An 18,150-nucleotide genomic window follows, 5' to 3' on the forward strand; every position below is an offset into this window, starting at 1 on the left:
GGCGGGAGGATCGGCGTGCGATAGCCCGGACAGGGCGTGGTGCCGCTGTCCGGGAAAGGATCCGGTGCTGATTCGCGCGAGGGGCTACTCTTTTGGTTTAAAACGCAGCAGCCGGTTGGCGTTGCTCACCACGGTAATGGAAGAGAGCGCCATCGCCGCCCCGGCAACCACCGGGTTGAGCAGCGTGCCGGTCAGCGGCCAGAGGATCCCGGCGGCAATCGGAATACCCAGCGAGTTATAGACAAAGGCGCCCAGCAGGTTTTGCTTCATATTACGCAGCGTGGCCTTTGCAATCGCCAGCGCGTCGGCGACGCCGTTCAGGCTATGGCGCATCAGGGTAATCGCCGCCGTTTCAATGGCGACGTCGCTGCCGCCGCCCATCGCAATGCCGACATCGGCCTGCGCCAGCGCCGGGGCGTCGTTAATGCCATCGCCGACCATCGCGACCTGGTGGCCCTGGCTTTGCAGACGCTTGATGGCATCGGCTTTACCGTCCGGCAGGACGCCGGCAATCACCTCATCGATACCCGCCTCTTTGGCGATGGCGTTGGCCGTAACCGGGTTATCCCCGGTGAGCATCACCAGACGGTAGCCCTGGCGATGCAGGCGGGCCAGCGCCGCCACGCTGTCGCTGCGCAGCGGATCGCGAATGGCGATCAGCGCGGCAACCTCGCCGTCTACCGCCAGCAGCACCGGCGTGGCGCCCTGCGCGGCCTGAGCGTTGAGGTCACCCTCCGCCGCGTCGGTGGTAATATTCTGCTCGTTGAGCAGCGCCTGATTACCGAGCAGGAGCCGATGGCCGTCGGCCTCGCCGCTCACCCCCAGCCCGCGCAGGGTACGGAAGTTGCTGACCGTTGGCAGCGCGCTCTCCGCCGCTTTGTCGAGGATCGCCCGCGCCAGAGGATGGCTGGAACCCTGTTCCAGCGCGGCGGCCAGGCGTAAAGCGGCCGCCTTATCGATAGCTGTAAAGGTTTTCACCGCCACAACCTGCGGCTTTCCTTCGGTCAGGGTCCCGGTTTTATCGAATACGACGGTATCCAGCTGGCTGGCGCGCTGCAGCGCATCGGCGTCGCGCACCAGCACGCCGTACTCTGCCGCCCGCCCGACGCCGGAAATAATCGACATCGGCGTAGCCAGGCCCAGCGCGCAGGGGCAGGCGATAATCAGCACCGTGGTGGCGATGATCAGGGTATAGACGATTTGCGGCGCCGGGCCGAAGAAGTACCAGATTGCCGCGCTGAACAGCGCAATGACCACCACCGTCGGGACGAAGACGGCGGAAATTTTGTCCGCCAGCTGGCCGATTTCTGGCTTACTGCTCTGCGCCTGGCGCACCATGCGGATAATACGCGCCAGCGTGGTCTGACTCCCCACGGCGCTGGCGGTAAACAGGACGCTGCCGTCCTGCACAACCGTCCCGGCGTGCAGGGGATCTCCGCCGCTTTTCTGCTGCGGGATCGGTTCGCCGGTCAGCATGGCTTCATCCAGCCAGGCCTCGCCCTGAGAGATGATGCCGTCAACCGGCACCCGGTCGCCGGTGGTCAGACGCAGGGTCATGCCGGGCATAACGTCGGCCAGGGGGACGCTTTTTTCGCCCTCGGGCGTGACTACGCGTGCCGACGGTGGCGTCAGATCGAGCAGCTTTTCCAGCGCCCGGGAAGAGCGCTGCCGGGCGCGGGCTTCCAGCATATGGCCGAGGTTAATCAGGCCGATAATCATGGCGCTGGCTTCATAGTAGAGGTGGCGGGCTTCCATCGGGAACCACTGCGGCCACAGGTTGACGCTCATCGAGTAGAGCCAGGCGACCCCGGTGCCCAGCGCCACCAGCGTATCCATGGTGGCGGTGGCGTTTCTCAGGCTTTTCCAGGCGCTGCGGTAGAAGTGGCCGCCGGCAAAGACCATCACCGCCAGGGTGATAAGCCCGATAGCCAGCCACAGCGAGCGGTTGTCGTCGGTGACCATCATGTTGTCACCGAACATTCCCCACACCATCACCGGAACGCCCACCAGCAGGGCGACGATCGCCTGCCAGCGGAAGCGTTTCATGGTGGCGATGGCGGTTTCCTGCTGGCGCTCGCGGCGCTCCAGGTCATCTTCGATAGCCTCGGCACCGTAGCCTGCCTTCTCCACCGCCTGCACTAATTCTGCGGCGGACGCGCTGCCCATGACCAGCGCAGTGCGTTCCGCCAGGTTTACCCGCGCCTGCGCGACGCCCGGTACCGCGGCAAGCGCCTTCTGGACCCGGGAAACGCAGCTGGCGCAGCTCATGCCGTTGATCAGCAGCTGTTGGCTGTCATCGCTATCATGGGCTGCCGGAAGCGCAGGAGAGGCCGCTGTCAGTGCTTCCGACGGGAGTGTTGATTCCGCCAGCGGTTTAGCCTTTGGGTGGCTGAGCTCCGCACCGTATCCGGCTTTCTGAATCGTGTCGATGAGCGCTTCAGCGCTGGCGCTACCGGTGACGTGGGCTTCGGTCGTGGTGACCTCCGCCAGCTCAACGTCAGGACGCTGCTCCAGGCTCTCTTTTACGCGTTTGACGCAGTGGCCGCAGGTGAGGCCATCGAGCGTCAGGTCGATGGTTTGTGACATAACAAACTCCTTTATTACGTGGATGAGCTGACGGTGATAAAGGTTAAACCTTCCAGCAAGGGGAAGGTCAAGGCGTTTATTGTGTCGGGTCGGTTTCAGTGCTCAAGCGCGATAGCGCAAACATGCTCGATGGCCGCCAGCTGGTTGTACAGTTCGGGTAAGGTCATCCTCTTCGCGAGCGCCACTTTAAGACTGACTTCTATTTTCCCATTTTTTAAATCGCGGATTGTTATGGCTTCAATGATATTTTTTTGCTGCTTAATATTGTTGGTGAGGCTGTTTAAGCCGGCTTTTTCATCAACAATAATACGCATCTTAACTTTTCCAGGTAACGGATTTTTGTTGTGCAAAAAAATTACAGAGTAGCTGAGCTTAATCGCCAACAGGGATAATCCGGTAGCAAGTAAAGCATGTATATAAAAGCCGGCTCCGCTGGTAATCCCTATCCCTGCGGAGGCCCAGACAATTGCTGCCGTCGTTAGCCCGGAGATGGCGTCATCCTGGCGATGGAGGATCACCCCGGCACCGAGAAAGCCGACGCCGCTGATGACTTGCGCAGCCAGTCGCATAGGATCACTACGAATGTTCATGGATATTTCAGCATAATATTCCGCGGATTGAATCGAGACGATGGTAAGGATGCAGCTGGCGACGGCAATAATAACGCAGGTTTTAAATCCGACGGGTTTTCCTCGAGACTCTCTTTCCAGACCAAAGATCCCACCGAGAATAAATGCGAGACAAACTTTGCAGAGCGTAATGAAAATTGACTCACCGTCGGTGGATAAAATTAACGCTAATGTATTCATTTCCTTGCTCCGGAAAATAATACCATCGCATCGAGTGTGCAGCCTCTTCCCCGGCCCGTAATCCTAAGCGCTGTAGGAATGGATATAGTATTCAATCAGTGAGAGAAGTCGGCTGTTATCGATGCTTTGGAGAATGTGTATCGTTTTGCCCTGCGGTTCAGGAATGCCCACGTCGAGGCGTAAGGCGTCTCGACCGTAGCGGCAGGTCATGCCGCGAGTGATCCCCTCAAGTGCGACATCAAGATGCTCTTCGGTCTTCGTGGACAGAGAGGGATCGAGCAGCCAGGCCACCGTTAAAACATCATGGATCCAACATCCCGGCAGGTTACGGGTCTGCATAGAGTAAACGATCCATGGGCGGATAGTTTGCTCCAGATAGCGGCTAAGCGTATTCCCCACCGTCGTTAGACGATCCAGATCGGCATGAAGCATCTGGGTTTGCGTGGTGACGTCCATCGGGACAAGGGTGACAGGAGCACCGCTGGTTAACACTGCGTGAGCAGCCTCGGGATCGAGGCCAAAATTGGTGTCTTTTATATAGCCTGTCACGTTAAACACCCCGCCCATTATTACAATATTTTTAACCGCATGAACCATCTCCGGATAGAGCTGCAGCGCTATTGCGACATTGGTGAGCGGACCCGTCGCCACCAGCACGATCTCGCCCGGATTACTGCAGATGAGCTTACCGATTGCCTGCGGCGCCAGCGGTTCCGCCCTCGGGCAAGGAGGTGGGGGCGGGACGTCTGACCATAATTGACGTAAGCCAAAACGATCGACGCCACGATCGAGTTTCTCGCGCCATGGTCCAGGATCTTCTCTCAGCGCTCGGGCGGCGCCCTGCAGCACGGGAACGGAAATCCCTATCTGCCTAACGAAGTCGCTGGCCACGGCATAGCCGACGTCAACCGGCGTATTACCGGCAACGATTGAGATCATCTCCACAGCGATCTGCGGAGCGGCAATAGCCAGCGCCAGTGCCAGTCCATCATCGATATTGGCTCCCGGAACGCCATTGCCGGGGTCGCAGTCAATAATCATGCGTAGAGATTGATGAGCATTTTTCGGGGTGTATTTCTTGTCCCTGGCAGCCACACGATTCTCCCACTCGTAAGTAAAACTCAAATTCAAGGCGGCGAACTTCGCCATCCCAGTTTTTTAGCATGTCGATTGCGGCGCGGGCCATCTTATCGACAGGCTGGCGGACGGCCGTTAAGGAAGGCACGTTATAAGCCGATTCTTGCGTTGCGTTAAAGCAGACTATCGCCACATCCTGAGGAACGCGTAGCCCGCGTTCGGCCAGCGCGCGCAGGCATCCGAGCGCCTGTTGTTCATTGGTTGCGAATAGCGCGCGCGGAGGTTGGCCTTGCAGCATGCGCAGCGTCGCTTCATATCCCCCGGCGCGGGTATAGTCAGTTGAGAAAATCCATGATGGATTGACGGGGAGCGATGACTCCTCCAGCGCGCGCTGCCATCCACGAATACGATCCTGGGTGTTCAGCATTTCGCGCGGGCCGCAGATAATGCCGATGTCGCGGTAGCCGTGATCGAGTAGATGTTTCGTCACCTGCCATGCTGCCAGTTGTTCATCCACCTGGATAACGCTGACGTTTAGTCCGGCATCTACACTATCCAACATTACGCAGGGGGTGCCGCTCTGCTGAATCAACTCAATATAGGGATGTCGGTCTACGCTGGTATAAATCAGGCCATCGACCTGGCGATGCAACATATTATTAATGAGTTCGCGCTCGCGCCCGCTGCTATCGCCAGCATCTCCCAGCAGCAGTACTTTGCCATCGGCAAAAGCCTCACGCTGCAGAGCATGCGCCATTGAGGCAATAAACGGGTTAGAAATATCAGGAGCGATAAGACCGTAGGTTTGTGTACTCCCTGAAGCCAGGGCCCGAGCGATACCGTTCGGTCGATAGCCCGTTTTTTTAATCGCCTGTAGCACCCGTTGCCGGGTCGCCTCAGCGACGGGGCGCGGGCCGTTGTTGATTACGTAGCTAACAACGGCGACGGACGTTCCTGCTTCTTTGGCGACATCGGCACGCGTGATGCGTGGTGAATGTGATTGGGTCAAAAGATACCTACCTGGTTCATTTCAGAGCGCTTTCTTTTCCGGACAGCATAAGGCGTTGCGGGCCAAAAAGCTTTGCTAAAGCACGCGTATCCGACCCCTTCGCTTGTCAAATTGCATCCTCGGGTAAGTTAAGATCCCGTCCACGCGTCTCCGGAGCGAAAAAGGTGGTTACCAGGCCAATGGTGGCCATGAGGGCGAAATAGAGGGCGATAGGCCACCAGTGACCATAAAATGAGAGCAGCGCCGAGGCGACAAGGGGCGCTGTACCGCCAGACATAATCGATCCCAGCTCTTTAGCGAACGCCATTTTAGTATAACGATTGGTGACGCCAAAAAGCTCCACGCCCCATGCGGCCTGTACGCCAAAAATACCCAGCGAAGCGAGCCCCATTCCGGTAATGATGGTCGGGATAACAATCCACGGTTCACGGGAGTCCAGCAGCATAAATGCTGGAAATGCATAGAGGATCAGTAGCAAGCAGAACCAGCGATAAATGATGCGCCTGCCGAATCGATCGGAAAGCCAACCCGCCAGGGGAATAATGGCGAATCCCAGAATAGAAGCGATAAACACCGCAACAGTCGGCACAGACTTATCAACCATCAGAACCTTAGCGACATAGCCAATGATAAACCCCTGGGCAAGATAGGAGGGCCCATTTTCGCCAATACGCAGGCCAACCATGGTCCAGAACGCTCGGGTCCGTCGCCAGAAGCTGCGGGTATCGCGCTGCTTAAGCTCTTTCCCCTGACGAAGAGCTTTCTCCCGTTCGGCCTGTAGAAGCGCTTTTTGCCGTTCAAAAACGGGGGTTTCTCGCATATGGCGGCGAATTAGCAGCGCGGTAGCGGCGATGAGGATGCTGCACAGAAAAGGAATACGCCATCCCCAGCTGAGTAAATCCTCCTGATCCATTTGTAATACGATGAGCCAAACCAGGGAGGCTAATAATGTCCCACTGTTTGAGCCGAGTGCGATGATAGAAGAAACCAGGCCACGGCGCTTCACGGGGGCGTATTCACCGAGCATTACGGTACCGCCTGAAAGTTCAGCGCCTGCTCCCAGCCCCTGAGAAAATCGGAGGATCACCAGACACACCGGCGCCCATACGCCAATTTGAGCGTAGCTGGGGATTAAGCCAATCAACATGGTTGAAAATCCCATCAGGCCGATAGTGATAACCATAACAATTTTGCGACCGTGGCGATCGCCAATCCAACCGAACAGTAACGCGCCGATCGGGCGCGCAATGAAGCCGACTGAGTAGGCGGCAAAGCTGGAGAGTAGGGCCATCACGGGCGTGGCCTCCGGGAAAAATACGTCGCCGAAGATAATGCCGGCGGCAAGGCCGTACAGCGCAAAATCGGCATATTCCATCGTGGTACCCAACCAGCAGGAAAAGGTTGCTCGCCAGAATTCGCGGCGCCCTTCGGGGGTTTCCAGACGCTCCTGGGCAGCCTGCTGGTCATCGGTCAGGGAGGCAGAGGATGAAAGCGTGTTCATAAGAACTCCTTGAAGTTAGCTGTCGACAAAGGTCGCAGATTTTTTTACTTTTCGTGTTCTACTCGCGTAGATAGTATGTTTTTAGCGCATATTAATAAATCTACCCGCGTAGATTTGAATCCTAAAAAATCAAAATTGCGAATGCGATCACTTATAACAGGCAATTGTTACAGAAATAGAGCGCCAGAAATGGCGCTCCGGGGGGATTAGCGATCGAGGACGATCGAGGGCGTGTTGTCCGCCGGATCGTGTAAAACCCTGATATCCGCGCCGTAGAGGTCTTTTAGCGCCTGCTGCTGCATAACCGCCTGCGGGCTGCCGCTATCGACGACGCGCCCCTTATCCATCAGCACCACGCGGTCGGCATAGCGGGCGGCGAGATTAAGATCGTGCAGGACGCAGCAGACGTTGAACTGCCGCTCGCGCACCAGCCGGCGCAGCAGGCGGAAAAGATGCTGCTGGTGGTGAATATCGAGGGCGGAAGTGGGCTCATCCAGAAACAGCCATTTGGGCGACGGGATCGGCTCCCAGAGCTGCACCAGCAGACGCGCCAGCTGTACCCGCTGCTGCTCGCCGCCGGAGAGCTGTCGATAGTCGCGGGCGGCCAGCTCGCGGCAGTCGCACAGCGCCATAATGCGATCCGTTTCATCATGGGAGCCGCGCGTCCGCCAGGGATGCCTTCCCATGCGGATCACCTCCTGCACGCTGAACGGAAACGCCATATGCCCGTTCTGCCGCATCACGGCGCGGGTCTTCGCCAGCTCGGTTATCGACCACGCCTCCAGCGGCGTACCCAGCAGGGAACATCGCCCGCCGTGCGGCCGCAGATAGCCCGTGAGCTGGCGCAGCAGCGTGGATTTCCCGGCGCCGTTCGGACCCAGAATGGCGACGATCTCCCCGCCGGGCAGCGCCAGGGAGACATTATCGGTCAGGCGACGTCCCTGCAGGGTATAAACCAGATTTTCGGCCAGAATCATGCTGACCTCCGGCCGCGCAGGATCAGCCACAGAAAATAGGGACCGCCGATCAAGCTGGTCAGCAGGCCGACGGGCATTTCCGCCGGCTGCACCAGCGTGCGGGCGAGGGTATCGGCCACCAGCAGCAGGCAGGCGCCGGCCAGGGTCGAGCAGGGGATAAGCCAGCGATGATCGGCCCCGGTGGTCATGCGGATCAGGTGCGGGACAACCAGACCAATAAAGCCGATAACGCCGCTCACCGACACCGCCGCGCCTACCAGCAGCGAGCTGAGCAGCAGCAGCTGCTGACGCTTACGGCTAACGTTAACGCCGAGATAGTGCGCCTCTTCGTCACCCAGCTGCAGCAGGTTGAGCGTCCCGGCAAGAAACAGCGTGGTGACAATAGCCGGCAGAATAAACGAGCCGGCGACCAGCAGCGTAGGCCACTGCGCCTGGCCAAGATTGCCCATCATCCACAGCGTGAGCTGGCGCAGCTGCTGCTCGTCGCCGATGTAGCTCAGCACGCCTATCGCCGCTCCGCACAGCGCGTTGATGGCGATCCCGGCTAACAGGAGCTGCATCATGCCGCCGTGAGCGTGGCGCCGGCTGATGAGAAAAATCACCACGCAGACCGCCATACTGCCGGCGACGGCGAAAATCATCTGCTCGTACAGCGCCAAAACCACCGGAAATGAGAAAGGCAGAACGATCGCCACCCCCACCATCAGCGCGGAGCCGCTGCTGACGCCGAGCAGGCCGGGGTCGGCCATTGGGTTACGAAACAGGCCCTGCATAATGACGCCAGCCGTCGCCAGCGCGCTGCCCACCAGGACCGCCAGCAGAACGCGGGGAAGGCGAATGTTCAGCCAGATATCGCGGTATTCTTCGTCAAACAGCGCGCTGAAGCTGATGTTCAGCGCGCCCTGGCTGGCGCCAACCAGCACCAGCGCGACCAGCAGCAGCGAAAGGCCCGTCAGAACGCCGACGGAAGAGAGTGAATCCTTGAGCACGCAAAACTCCATTACGTCTTTGCGGCGCGGACGAGCCGAGCCGCGAGGGGATTACGCCGGCTTCAGGTCCGGCTCAATCAGGCTGTAGATCTGATTGTTGAGCGCCGGCGCGGCGGCCAGCTCGTGAATATGCGCGGCAACGTCCGCGCGCCTCACGAAACCGTGGCACTCCTGGTTCTGCAAGCGCTGCGCTTTACCGCTCGCCTCGCCGTTGAGCAGGCCGCCGGGGCGCAGGATGGCATAATCCAGGCCGCTGGTTTGCAGCCAGCTTTCCGCCAGGGTCTTTTCGCGCACCGCCTGACCGAACGCGGCTTTGGCGCGCGGGGATAAAAAGGGCCAGCTATCGCCGCAGCCCAGCGACGTCACCAGAATCATTTGCCCGATGCCCGCCGCCTCTGCCGCATCAATAACGGTCCTGTGCGCCAGGTAGTCCTCGGCGCCGCCCATGGAGGAGACGATCAGCGCATCCGCACCGGCGGCATGACAGGCGTCAGCCACCACGTCGGCATCGCAGGCGTCGCCGGCGAAAACCCGCACGCCTTTCGCCTCAAGGGCGACAGCGGATTGCGGATTGCGCACCACCGCCAGCAGCGGACGCCGCTCCGCCAGCGCCAGTTCAAGCACCTTTGCGCCCGTGCCGCTGCCGCCGGCGCCAAAGATTAACCACGGCCTCATCAGGCGGTTTCCTTGAGGGAAGCGGCGAGGGCCCGGAAGGCGCTAACCTGGTCGGCGAGCAGCTGGCGATGCTCATCGCGGCCGAGGAAAATCTTGAACATCGCGCTACCGGCCTGGTTAAAGAAGAGAATCGACGCGGTATCCATGCCCATAAATTTACGTTCAATCAGCGCGATATGGTGGCAGTTTTCCGCTTTGATATGGCCCGTCATGCCCTTTTTGCCGCGCAGATTGAAATAGCCGTGGCGGTGGAATCCGGAAGGCAGTTCGCCGGTAAACTCAAGGATGACGTCGGCGGTATGGACCAGCGTGGTGACCTTGCCCCATTCGCTGACGGTTTCCCAGACGGCGTCAAAGTTCTCACTCGACACGAGAGTCGGAGAGGGGAGGTTTTGCACCACCTCCAGAAGGGAGGTTTGGTAACGATCGGCGATCGCTTCCAGGGTGCCGTCCGGCTCGGTTAGCAAAAATTCCGCTAAAGAAACATGGCTCATAAATCACTCCTGTTAGGGTTGCTCTACCGCAATGCGCGGCGCGTTAAGGTGTTGAATCAGCTCATCAAGAGACTGCAAAATATTGCTGGCCCAGAAGCGTCCTTCATTGGTCAGGCGCAGACAGGTTGAGGCGTCGCGGGTGAGCCCCGCCTGATGCCACTGGGCCAGCAGCGGGGCCAGCTCCCCGGCGCGCGGCGTCAGCTCGTCCAGCGGCACGCGGGCGGTTTCCACCCCCGCCTGCAGCGTATGCCGCCACTGAAAGCCGCGCTCGGCGGCGCGCATCATCATCATCAGCGGCTTTTTCCCGGCGGCGATCGCTTCGTGCCAGGTTGTCAGGTTACGTTCCACCATCCACGAATAGCCGTTGACCGAGCCGCCCGCGCCGGAGCCCAGGGCCAGGCAGTCGGCCCCCTGTTTAATCAGCAGGTTGTAGAGGTTGCGTTCGCGGGTTGTGCGGGCCCAGTGGCTGTTGCTGATACAGCGCCAGCCCGCATCCTCCATGAAATCGCAGCCCTGGAGATAGAGATCGCGCCGCTCTGCCGGAGTGGGGACGGCGGTGCGTCCGTTTTCCACGGCTTTACCCAGCGGCGTGTTGGGCAGCAGATTAAGGGCGTAGAGATCGACGCCATCGAGCCCGATATCGCGGGCGATGCTGAGATCTTCCCCCCACAGCTTTGCGTCCTGACCGGGGAGGCCGAACAGCAGATCGCACACCACGGCCGCGCGATCCCGCCGCACCAGCCTCCGCATAAAGGCGGCGGCGGTGGGGCCGTCGGAGGTGCGGGCCATTTTCTTGCGCACCCTGCTGTTGAAGGACTGAATGCCGATGGAGAAGCGATTGGCGCCGGCGTCAAGGCAGGCGTCGATGCGGTTGTCATCGAAGTTAAGCACCCGTCCTTCGATGGTGATTTCGCAGTCCGGCGCGAGGGGCAGCTTTTCCCGCAGCGCGGTGATAATTCTCGCCAGGTCCTGCGCCGCCAGCGCGGAGGGCGTGCCGCCGCCGAAGTAAACCGCGTGGATCGGCGCCGACTGGTGCAGGACGCTATCGGCCTCCATTTCTATTTCGCGCAGCAGGGCATCGGTATAGCGGGCGCAGTGGTCATCCTCATAGCGGTTCTGATAAAAGCCGCAAAAAGTGCAGTGGGTGGCGCAAAAGGGAATGTGCAGGTACAGCAGCCTTTTACGCGGCGGCGCGCTGCGGCTGATGACCTCCTGCCAGGTCTGCGCCAGCTGCTCTTTTGCCACCGGGATCGCACCGCGCCACGGCATGGTGGCCCGACGATCTTTAAAGGGCTGGCTTCCCTCCAGCGCGAAGTGCGCGGAGAGATCGAGGGCATTGTTAGTCTTCATAGCGTCAACATCACATCCAGTTATTGGGGCCAAAACTGCCGGTGCAGGGACTCAACCGCGTCGGCCACCCGCGGGCCCATTCCGAGGATCAGCGCCTGATCGATGGTGACAATGCGCTGATTTTTCCATGCGGCGGTGTGGGTTATGCCGGCGACGGCGCGCAGCCGGTTAATATCGCCGTCGACCATTTGCGAGGTCACGACAATGACCTCCGGGTTTGCCGCAATCAGCGATTCCGCGCTGTAGCTTTTATACTGCTCGTGCGAAGCCACGTTCCGCGCGCCCGCGAGGGTCAGAATGGCGTCGGCAACGCTGCCCTTACCGGCCACCTGCGGCGCGCTGCCGCCCGCGGAGAGAATAAACATCGCCCTGAGCGGCGCCTTTTGCGCCGCGCTGCGCTGAACGCGCTCCAGGCGCTGCTCAATCTGGCCTACCAGCGCATCTCCTCGCTCGGGAACCCGCAGCGTCTTCGCCAGCTGGCGAACGTTGGCGTACATCTGTTCAACCGTGGCCGGCACGCGCGGCAGGGTCAAGACGCTCACTTTCTGCGTTCGCAGCTGGTCCAGAACGATCTGCGGCCCGGCATCCCGCCAGGTGATAAAAACGTCCGGCCTGAGGGATAAAATGCCTTCGCTGCTGAGCTGCTTCCAGTAGCCGATATGCGGCAGCCCGGCCGTTTCCGGCGGCCAGGAGGTGGTTTCATCGACGCCGACCACCTGATTTCCGGCGCCAAGCGCGTAGACCAGCTCGCTCAGCGAGCCGCCGGCCACGACGATACGTTCGCTGGCGCAGGCTGCGCCGGCGGCACAAAGCGCCAGCAGGGCGAACAAGAGTTTTTTCATCATCAGAAGTTCCACGCAAAACCGACCGCTGCGTTAAATCCGGCCGCCGGAATGGTTTCATGGGCGGTTTGATAGCGTTTGTTGGTCAGGTTGTTGAGCGCCAGGTTGACCTGATACTGCTCCTGCGGGCCAAACTCGGTATTGAACGCGAGGTTAAGCGTTGCCCAGCCCGGATAGCGAATCTCCCTGCTGCCGGTTTTATCGTCGGCGCTGGAGGCGGCGCGCACGAAGAGATCGGAGGTGACGTTGGCGCTGTTCAGCAGCAGCGTATGCTTCAGGCCAGCTCTTCCCGTCAGGGCGGGTTCACCGGTATCCCAGGTTTTAACGGTCTCGCCTTCATACTGCCGGCGGATAAGGTTGCCGCTCAGATAGGGCGAAACGGCCCAGCCGTTGTACTCTGCCGTCAGCTCCATCCCCCAGGTTTTGGCGCGATCGATATTGTCGTAATAGAAATATTCGCCGCGGGAAGAGGTGCTGTTGCCGCTGCATATCGCCTGACCCGAGCAGGGGAGGCTGGCGATATAGTCTTTGGCTTCGGAGTAGTAAATCGCCCCGTCAACCAGCCACATATTGCCTTTGTAACGGGCGCCCAGCTCGTAGTTGTTGGAATGTTCCGCCTTCAGGCCGGTATTGCCATAGGTGACGCCGCCGCCGGCCGAGGTCTGCATAAACAGCTGGGTCAGCGTCGGGAAGACGTAGCCCTGGGCGTACGCCGCGCGCAGCTCAATATCTTTAAAGCCGGAATAGCGCAGGCTGGTTGAGGTCACCAGCTTATCGTCATGGGCCGACTTGCCGCCCGTAGACTGGCTGACCGCGCCGCTCTGGCTGTCGCTGCGGTTAAGTTCGGAGGAGAGCCAGTACTGGCGCGCGCCAACGGTCCAGGTCCAGTCATCGGCGAAGCGCCAGTCGTTTTGCGCAAACACCGAGGCATTGCTTTGCTCCGCCTCAATATGCGACAGCGTGAGGGTCTGGATATCGAAGGCGCCGGTGGCCGCCGTCTGCCGCGTGCTGCTGCGGGTGTCCTGCTTCACCTTGTCATGCTGATACTGGGTGCCGATAACCAGCTCGTTGTTTGCCGGCAGGGAGAAGTTGCCCTGCAGCGTTACGCCCTGGGTATATTGCTTATCGTTGGTGTTGGTCTGGTTGCTGACCGTCAGCGCCTGAATAATCGGGCTGGGGATCGGCTGGGTGGTCTTAATCCGGTTTTCAAATTCACGCTCGATGGTCTGGCTGTAGGCGTCGAAGTGGATTTTTTTCAGGTAATCGCCGCCGGCGTCGAAGTCATAGAACGCGCCGATTTTTTCGCGTTCCAGCTTGGGGATCCGGACGCTGAAGTCTTCGTATTGGCCCTCGGGATCGTCAAACCAGGTTTGCGTGGAGGTTTTGTAGCGGTCAAGCGACAGGCCGAATTTATGCCGGTCGAGATTGTAGCCAAGCCAGACGCCCTGGCTGTTGTTGCGAAAGTTGGTGTTCTGCAATCTGCCGTCCGGCGTATCGCGGTTGCCCTGGTCGGAGTAGCTGCCGTTGATGCGATAGTCGAACTGGCCGATGCTGCCCCAGGCCGCAGCGGACTCTTCCCAGCCCGCGGTCGCCGAGTTATAAACGGCCTTCACCGTCCCGGCGAGGGGCTTATCCCCGCCTTTTTTGGTGATAAAGTTAACCACGCCCCCGATGGCCTGCGAGCCGTAAAGCACCGAGTAGGGGCCTTTTACCACTTCGATCCGCTCCAGCGCCGACTCATCAATCAGCAGCCCGACGCCGTAGTTTTGCCCGGCGCGCTGGTAGCTGACCACCTGGCCGTCAATCAAGATCAGCACCCGCGACGAGGCCTCGCCGCGGATGCGGATTTGCTTACGCCCGGCCAGGGAGTTGTCGGTCACCTCAACGCCGGGAATATCCTGCAGATCGTCGGCGATAGAGACGCTGGTTGAGTTGTTGAGCGTTTCCCGGTCGATAACCTGAACGGTCGCCGGGCTGTCCCAGAGGCTTGATTCTGTACGATTGGCCGTGACGATCAGCGTCTCGTCGCCGGCCGTTTTGGCTGTGCTGGTCGGGGTTGCCGCAGAAACGTTGGCGGCAACAAACAGCGACAGGCTGGAGAGTAACATGCTCCCCCGGTTTGTCCTTTTCACCATTAGAGTAACCTTTATTATAATGATAACTACTATCATTCGCATTTATATTGGTTTGTGGAGGACACGTCCAGACGCTAAGAGGTAAATGGAATGCACCTTTGATATGGGTCAATTTCTACCGGTGCGTAAATAGTTTTTTGCGAGACTCATCACGTTATGAAAAACCGCCGGCGCGGTTAACCTGATAAAAGATATGGCTTATATCTTTTTCCCCGCGCACAGGGTTGGTTATTGTGCGAATGGTCCTACAATAGGGGCTGTGCGAGAAGCAATGAGGTGCAGAGGCGATGAATATCAGCGATGTGGCAAAAAAAACCGGCTTAACCAGTAAAGCGATCCGCTTCTACGAAGAGAAGGGGCTGGTGACGCCGCCGCTGCGCAGTGAAAACGGCTACCGCAGCTACAGCCAGCGGCATCTGGACGAGCTGACCCTGCTGCGCCAGGCGCGGCAGGTTGGTTTTAATCTGGAGGAGTGCCGCGAGCTGGTGGGCCTGTTTAACGATCCGTCGCGGCATAGCGCCGACGTCAAGCGCAGAACGCTGGATAAAGTCGCTGATATTGAGCGCCATATCAGCGAGCTGCAGAGCATGCGTAGCCACCTGCTGGCGCTGGCGGAATCCTGTCCCGGCGATGACGGCGCGGACTGTCCGATTATCGACAATCTCTCCGGCTGCTGCCATCGCAAGGCGCAGAGCTAGCGGTGGGGAGGGGCGAGCCTGATCCGCAGCGTGATGCCCTCAACGGCCAGCACCTCGACCTTACTGCCCGCCGGGAGGTCCTCGTCGGCGATCACCGGCCATGAGCTATCGCCAACGCGCACGTGGCCGCGGCCGTTAACCAGCGCCGTCTCCAGGGAGAAGATGCGGCCGATCAGCTGATTCCCGCGCTGGTTAAGCCGGGCGTCTGCCGGCTTCTGCCGCTTCACCTGGCCGCGCAGCCAGCGCGACCAGAGCCAGGCCGCCAGCAGGGTCAGCGCGGCAAACAGCGTGCCCTGCCACTCCCAGCCCAGCGGCAGTAGCCAGGTCAGGGCGCCGGTGATAACGCCGGCAACCCCGCTCCACAGCAGATAGCCGTTACCGCCGAGCATCTCCGCCGCCAGCAGCAGCCCGCCGAGGCTCAGCCAGAAGAGGTGCGGATGGACCAGTATCATCGCAATCATAGTTTTTTCCGTTCGCCGGCGCCTTCTTTAAGCAGTTCGCTAATCCCGGCGATAGAGCCCATCAGGCTGGTCGCGTCGAGCGGCATCAGCACAACTTTGCTGTTATTTGATGCGCCAATCTGCTGCAGCGCGTCGGTATATTTCTGCGCAACGAAGTAGTTAATCGCCTGAATATCCCCGGAGGCGATAGCGGAAGAGACCATTTGGGTGGCGCGGGCCTCCGCTTCCGCCGAACGTTCACGCGCTTCTGCCTGCAGGAACGCCGACTGGCGCTCGCCTTCGGCTTTGAGGATTTGCGACTGCTTTTCGCCTTCGGCTTTGAGGATTTCTGCCTGACGTATCCCTTCGGCCTCCAGAATATAGGCGCGCTTGGTACGCTCGGCCTTCATCTGGGCGTTCATCGAGGCGATAAGCTCCGCCGGCGGGCGCACGTCGCGAATTTCCACGCGGGTGATTTTGATCCCCCACGGGTTGGTGGCCTCATCGACGATATGCAGCAGGCGGGTGTTGATGCTGTCGCGCTGGGAGAGCATTTCGTCGAGCTCCATCGAGCCGAGCACGGTACGGATGTTGGTCATCGTCAGGTTGATAATCGCCAGCTCGAGGTTGCTGACCTCATAGGCCGCTTTCGGCGCGTCAATAACCTGAATAAAGCACACCGCATCGATGGTGACGTTGGCGTTATCGCGCGAAATAACCTCCTGCGAGGGGATATCCAGCACCTGCTCCATCATATTAATTTTCCGCCCGATGCGGTCCATAAACGGCACCACCAGGCTCAGGCCTGGCTGGAGGGTCATGGTATAGCGGCCAAAGCGCTCAACGGTCCACTGGTAACCCTGAGGGACAATTTTCACTCCGGCAATCACGATAACCAGGGCGACGAAAATGAGAACGGGGATAAAAATTAGCATCAAAAAACCTCCTGTTTAATTGCCTGCCAGGCGTCAGCAAAATGACGCATGTTTAAATCGAGTATATCTTTCTCCTCATCCTGGCGAAAGAAAAGTGGAGTAAACTAGTCGGGTTTTGGGAAATATATGGAACGATAATGAAGGAAAATAACGCTATCTTGCGCCTTGACGGCGTTGGCTTTCAGATCGATAAGTCGGTCATTTTGCATAATATTAATCTCGAGCTGGGCGCCGGGGAATTTAAGCTAATTACCGGGCCCTCCGGCTGCGGTAAAAGTACGTTGCTAAAAATTATCGCCTCGCTGCTCAGCCCGACCAGCGGGCAGGTTTTTTATTCCGGTAAGGATATCAATACGCTGTCGCCGGAAACCTACCGCCAGCAGGTCTCGTACTGCGCGCAAACCCCGGCGCTGTTCGGCGATTCGGTTTATGACAACCTGATCTTCCCGTGGCAAATTCGCAATCAGCAGCCGGACCCGCAGGCGCTAATTGCCGATTTACGCCGCTTCGGGCTGGCGGAAAATACGCTGGGCAAATCGATCAACGAACTCTCCGGCGGAGAAAAGCAGCGCGTTTCGCTGATCCGCAATTTACAGTTTTTGCCGCAGGTGCTGCTGCTCGATGAAATTACCAGCGCCCTGGATGAGAGCAATAAGCGCAACGTCAACGATATTATTCATCGCTATACGACGGAAAAGAATATTGCGGTGCTGTGGGTGACGCATGACCGGAGTGAAATCGACCACGCTGATGAGGTGATTACGCTGCAGCCGGCGAGCGCAGAGGGGCAGGAGTTCATCAATGAACGGGCATAATATCACTAACGAATCGCTGGCCCTGTCGATGGTGCTGGTGCTGGTGGCCATCGTGGTGAGCTATCGCGAAAAGCTGGCGCTGGAGAAAGATATCGTCTGGAGCATTTGCCGGGCGGTGGTGCAGCTGATTATCGTCGGCTACGTGCTGAAATATATCTTCAACGTCAATCACGCCCTGCTGACGCTGCTTATGGTGCTGTTTATCTGTTTTAACGCCGCGTGGAATGCGCAAAAGCGCAGCAAATATATCGATAAGGCCTTCCTCTCATCCTTTATCGCCATTACCACCGGCGCGGGGCTTACCCTGGCGGTGCTGGTCTTCTCCGGGTCGATCTCTTTCGTGCCGATGCAGGTGATCCCGATCGCCGGCATGATCGCCGGCAACGCGATGGTGGCGGTGGGGCTGTGCTACAACAATATGGGCCAGCGCTTCAGCAGCGAGCAGCAGCAGATCCAGGAGAAGCTGAGCCTCGGCGCGACGCCAAAAATGGCCTCTGCCGGATTGATTCGCGAGAGCATTCGCGCCGCGCTTATTCCGACCATTGATTCGGCGAAAACGGTGGGGCTGGTGAGCCTGCCGGGGATGATGTCGGGGCTGATTTTTGCCGGGATAGATCCGGTGAAAGCGATTAAATATCAGATAATGGTCACGTTTATGCTGCTATCGACCGCCAGCCTGTCAACCATCATCGCCGGCTATCTGACCTACCGGAAATTCTTTAACCCGCGCCACCAGCTGGTGGTGACGCAGCTGAAAAAGAACGACTAGCCGCGTTCCCCGGTCGGCGCAGCGCCGCCGGGGAGGGTTTTGTGGCGTA

General features: G+C 59.2%; 17 protein-coding genes. 3 read left to right on the plus strand and 14 right to left on the minus strand.

The genetic code is table 11. From position 1 onward, the window contains the following. Positions 1 to 84: 84 nt before the first annotated feature. The 12 genes from copA to EDF75_RS01010 form a co-directional block, all read right to left on the minus strand. Positions 85 to 2,586 (minus strand): copper-exporting P-type ATPase CopA, encoded by a 2,502-nt coding sequence (gene copA, locus EDF75_RS00955; RefSeq protein WP_133596479.1) that lies wholly within the window; start codon positions 2,584 to 2,586, stop codon positions 85 to 87. A gap of 95 nt (positions 2,587 to 2,681) precedes the next feature. Continuing rightward, complete coding sequence (locus EDF75_RS00960) at positions 2,682 to 3,395, minus strand: MgtC/SapB family protein (RefSeq protein WP_133596481.1); 714 nt, start codon at positions 3,393 to 3,395, stop codon at positions 2,682 to 2,684. 63 nt (positions 3,396 to 3,458) lie between these two features. Further along, positions 3,459 to 4,436, minus strand: coding sequence for a nucleoside hydrolase (locus EDF75_RS00965; protein ID WP_133597955.1), 978 nt, complete (start codon positions 4,434 to 4,436; stop codon positions 3,459 to 3,461). Continuing rightward, positions 4,426 to 5,481, minus strand: a complete 1,056-nt coding sequence (locus tag EDF75_RS00970) for a LacI family DNA-binding transcriptional regulator (RefSeq protein WP_133596483.1) — start codon at positions 5,479 to 5,481, stop codon at positions 4,426 to 4,428. Before EDF75_RS00970 ends, EDF75_RS00965 begins: the two co-directional genes overlap by 11 nt. A gap of 106 nt (positions 5,482 to 5,587) precedes the next feature. After that, positions 5,588 to 6,982: an MFS transporter gene (locus EDF75_RS00975; protein WP_133596485.1), complete on the minus strand. Its 1,395-nt coding sequence runs from the start codon at positions 6,980 to 6,982 to the stop codon at positions 5,588 to 5,590. Positions 6,983 to 7,188: 206 nt separating this feature from the next. Continuing rightward, complete coding sequence (locus EDF75_RS00980; protein ID WP_133596487.1) at positions 7,189 to 7,959, minus strand: heme ABC transporter ATP-binding protein; 771 nt, start codon at positions 7,957 to 7,959, stop codon at positions 7,189 to 7,191. After that, positions 7,956 to 8,948 carry a FecCD family ABC transporter permease gene (locus EDF75_RS00985; protein ID WP_208113305.1) on the minus strand — a complete coding sequence of 331 codons (993 nt, stop codon included), beginning with the start codon at positions 8,946 to 8,948 and terminating at the stop codon, positions 7,956 to 7,958. Before EDF75_RS00985 ends, EDF75_RS00980 begins: the two co-directional genes overlap by 4 nt. A 51-nt stretch (positions 8,949 to 8,999) precedes the next feature. Further along, positions 9,000 to 9,623 (minus strand): anaerobilin reductase, encoded by a 624-nt coding sequence (gene chuY / locus EDF75_RS00990; RefSeq protein ID WP_133596490.1) that lies wholly within the window; start codon positions 9,621 to 9,623, stop codon positions 9,000 to 9,002. Then, complete coding sequence (hutX, locus tag EDF75_RS00995) at positions 9,623 to 10,117, minus strand: heme utilization cystosolic carrier protein HutX (protein ID WP_133596492.1); 495 nt, start codon at positions 10,115 to 10,117, stop codon at positions 9,623 to 9,625. Before hutX ends, chuY begins: the two co-directional genes overlap by 1 nt. A 12-nt stretch (positions 10,118 to 10,129) precedes the next feature. Then, positions 10,130 to 11,467, minus strand: a complete 1,338-nt coding sequence (gene hutW, locus EDF75_RS01000; protein WP_133596494.1) for a heme anaerobic degradation radical SAM methyltransferase ChuW/HutW — start codon at positions 11,465 to 11,467, stop codon at positions 10,130 to 10,132. A gap of 20 nt (positions 11,468 to 11,487) precedes the next feature. Further along, a complete protein-coding gene (locus EDF75_RS01005; RefSeq protein WP_133597957.1) occupies positions 11,488 to 12,309 on the minus strand; it encodes a heme/hemin ABC transporter substrate-binding protein in 822 nt (273 codons plus the stop codon). A 2-nt stretch (positions 12,310 to 12,311) separates the two neighbouring features. Beyond that, positions 12,312 to 14,444 (minus strand): TonB-dependent receptor plug domain-containing protein, encoded by a 2,133-nt coding sequence (locus EDF75_RS01010; RefSeq protein WP_133596496.1) that lies wholly within the window; start codon positions 14,442 to 14,444, stop codon positions 12,312 to 12,314. Positions 14,445 to 14,731: 287 nt separating this feature from the next. Here EDF75_RS01010 and cueR point away from each other — a divergent pair, with 287 nt between their 5' ends. Continuing rightward, positions 14,732 to 15,142 carry a Cu(I)-responsive transcriptional regulator gene (cueR, locus tag EDF75_RS01015; protein ID WP_041144379.1) on the plus strand — a complete coding sequence of 137 codons (411 nt, stop codon included), beginning with the start codon at positions 14,732 to 14,734 and terminating at the stop codon, positions 15,140 to 15,142. On the opposite strand, the gene EDF75_RS01020 is transcribed toward cueR, so the two are convergent. Together EDF75_RS01020 and EDF75_RS01025 are read right to left on the minus strand one after the other, a co-directional pair. Further along, entirely contained in the window at positions 15,139 to 15,603 is a 465-nt protein-coding gene (locus EDF75_RS01020) for an NfeD family protein (protein ID WP_133596498.1), read from the minus strand. The two genes, cueR and EDF75_RS01020, sit on opposite strands and share 4 nt — an antisense overlap. Next, complete coding sequence (locus EDF75_RS01025) at positions 15,600 to 16,517, minus strand: SPFH domain-containing protein (protein WP_045854276.1); 918 nt, start codon at positions 16,515 to 16,517, stop codon at positions 15,600 to 15,602. Before EDF75_RS01025 ends, EDF75_RS01020 begins: the two co-directional genes overlap by 4 nt. Before the next feature lie 137 nt (positions 16,518 to 16,654). Here EDF75_RS01025 and fetA point away from each other — a divergent pair, with 137 nt between their 5' ends. Together fetA and fetB are read left to right on the plus strand one after the other, a co-directional pair. Then, positions 16,655 to 17,332, plus strand: a complete 678-nt coding sequence (gene fetA / locus EDF75_RS01030; protein ID WP_133596499.1) for an iron efflux ABC transporter ATP-binding subunit FetA — start codon at positions 16,655 to 16,657, stop codon at positions 17,330 to 17,332. Then, positions 17,319 to 18,101, plus strand: coding sequence for an iron efflux ABC transporter permease subunit FetB (gene fetB / locus EDF75_RS01035; RefSeq protein WP_133596501.1), 783 nt, complete (start codon positions 17,319 to 17,321; stop codon positions 18,099 to 18,101). Before fetA ends, fetB begins: the two co-directional genes overlap by 14 nt. Positions 18,102 to 18,150 lie beyond the last annotated feature (49 nt).

It is taken from the genome of Klebsiella sp. BIGb0149, assembly GCF_004362605.1.
In the GTDB taxonomy this organism is placed as follows: Bacteria; Pseudomonadota; Gammaproteobacteria; order Enterobacterales; family Enterobacteriaceae; genus Klebsiella; species Klebsiella terrigena.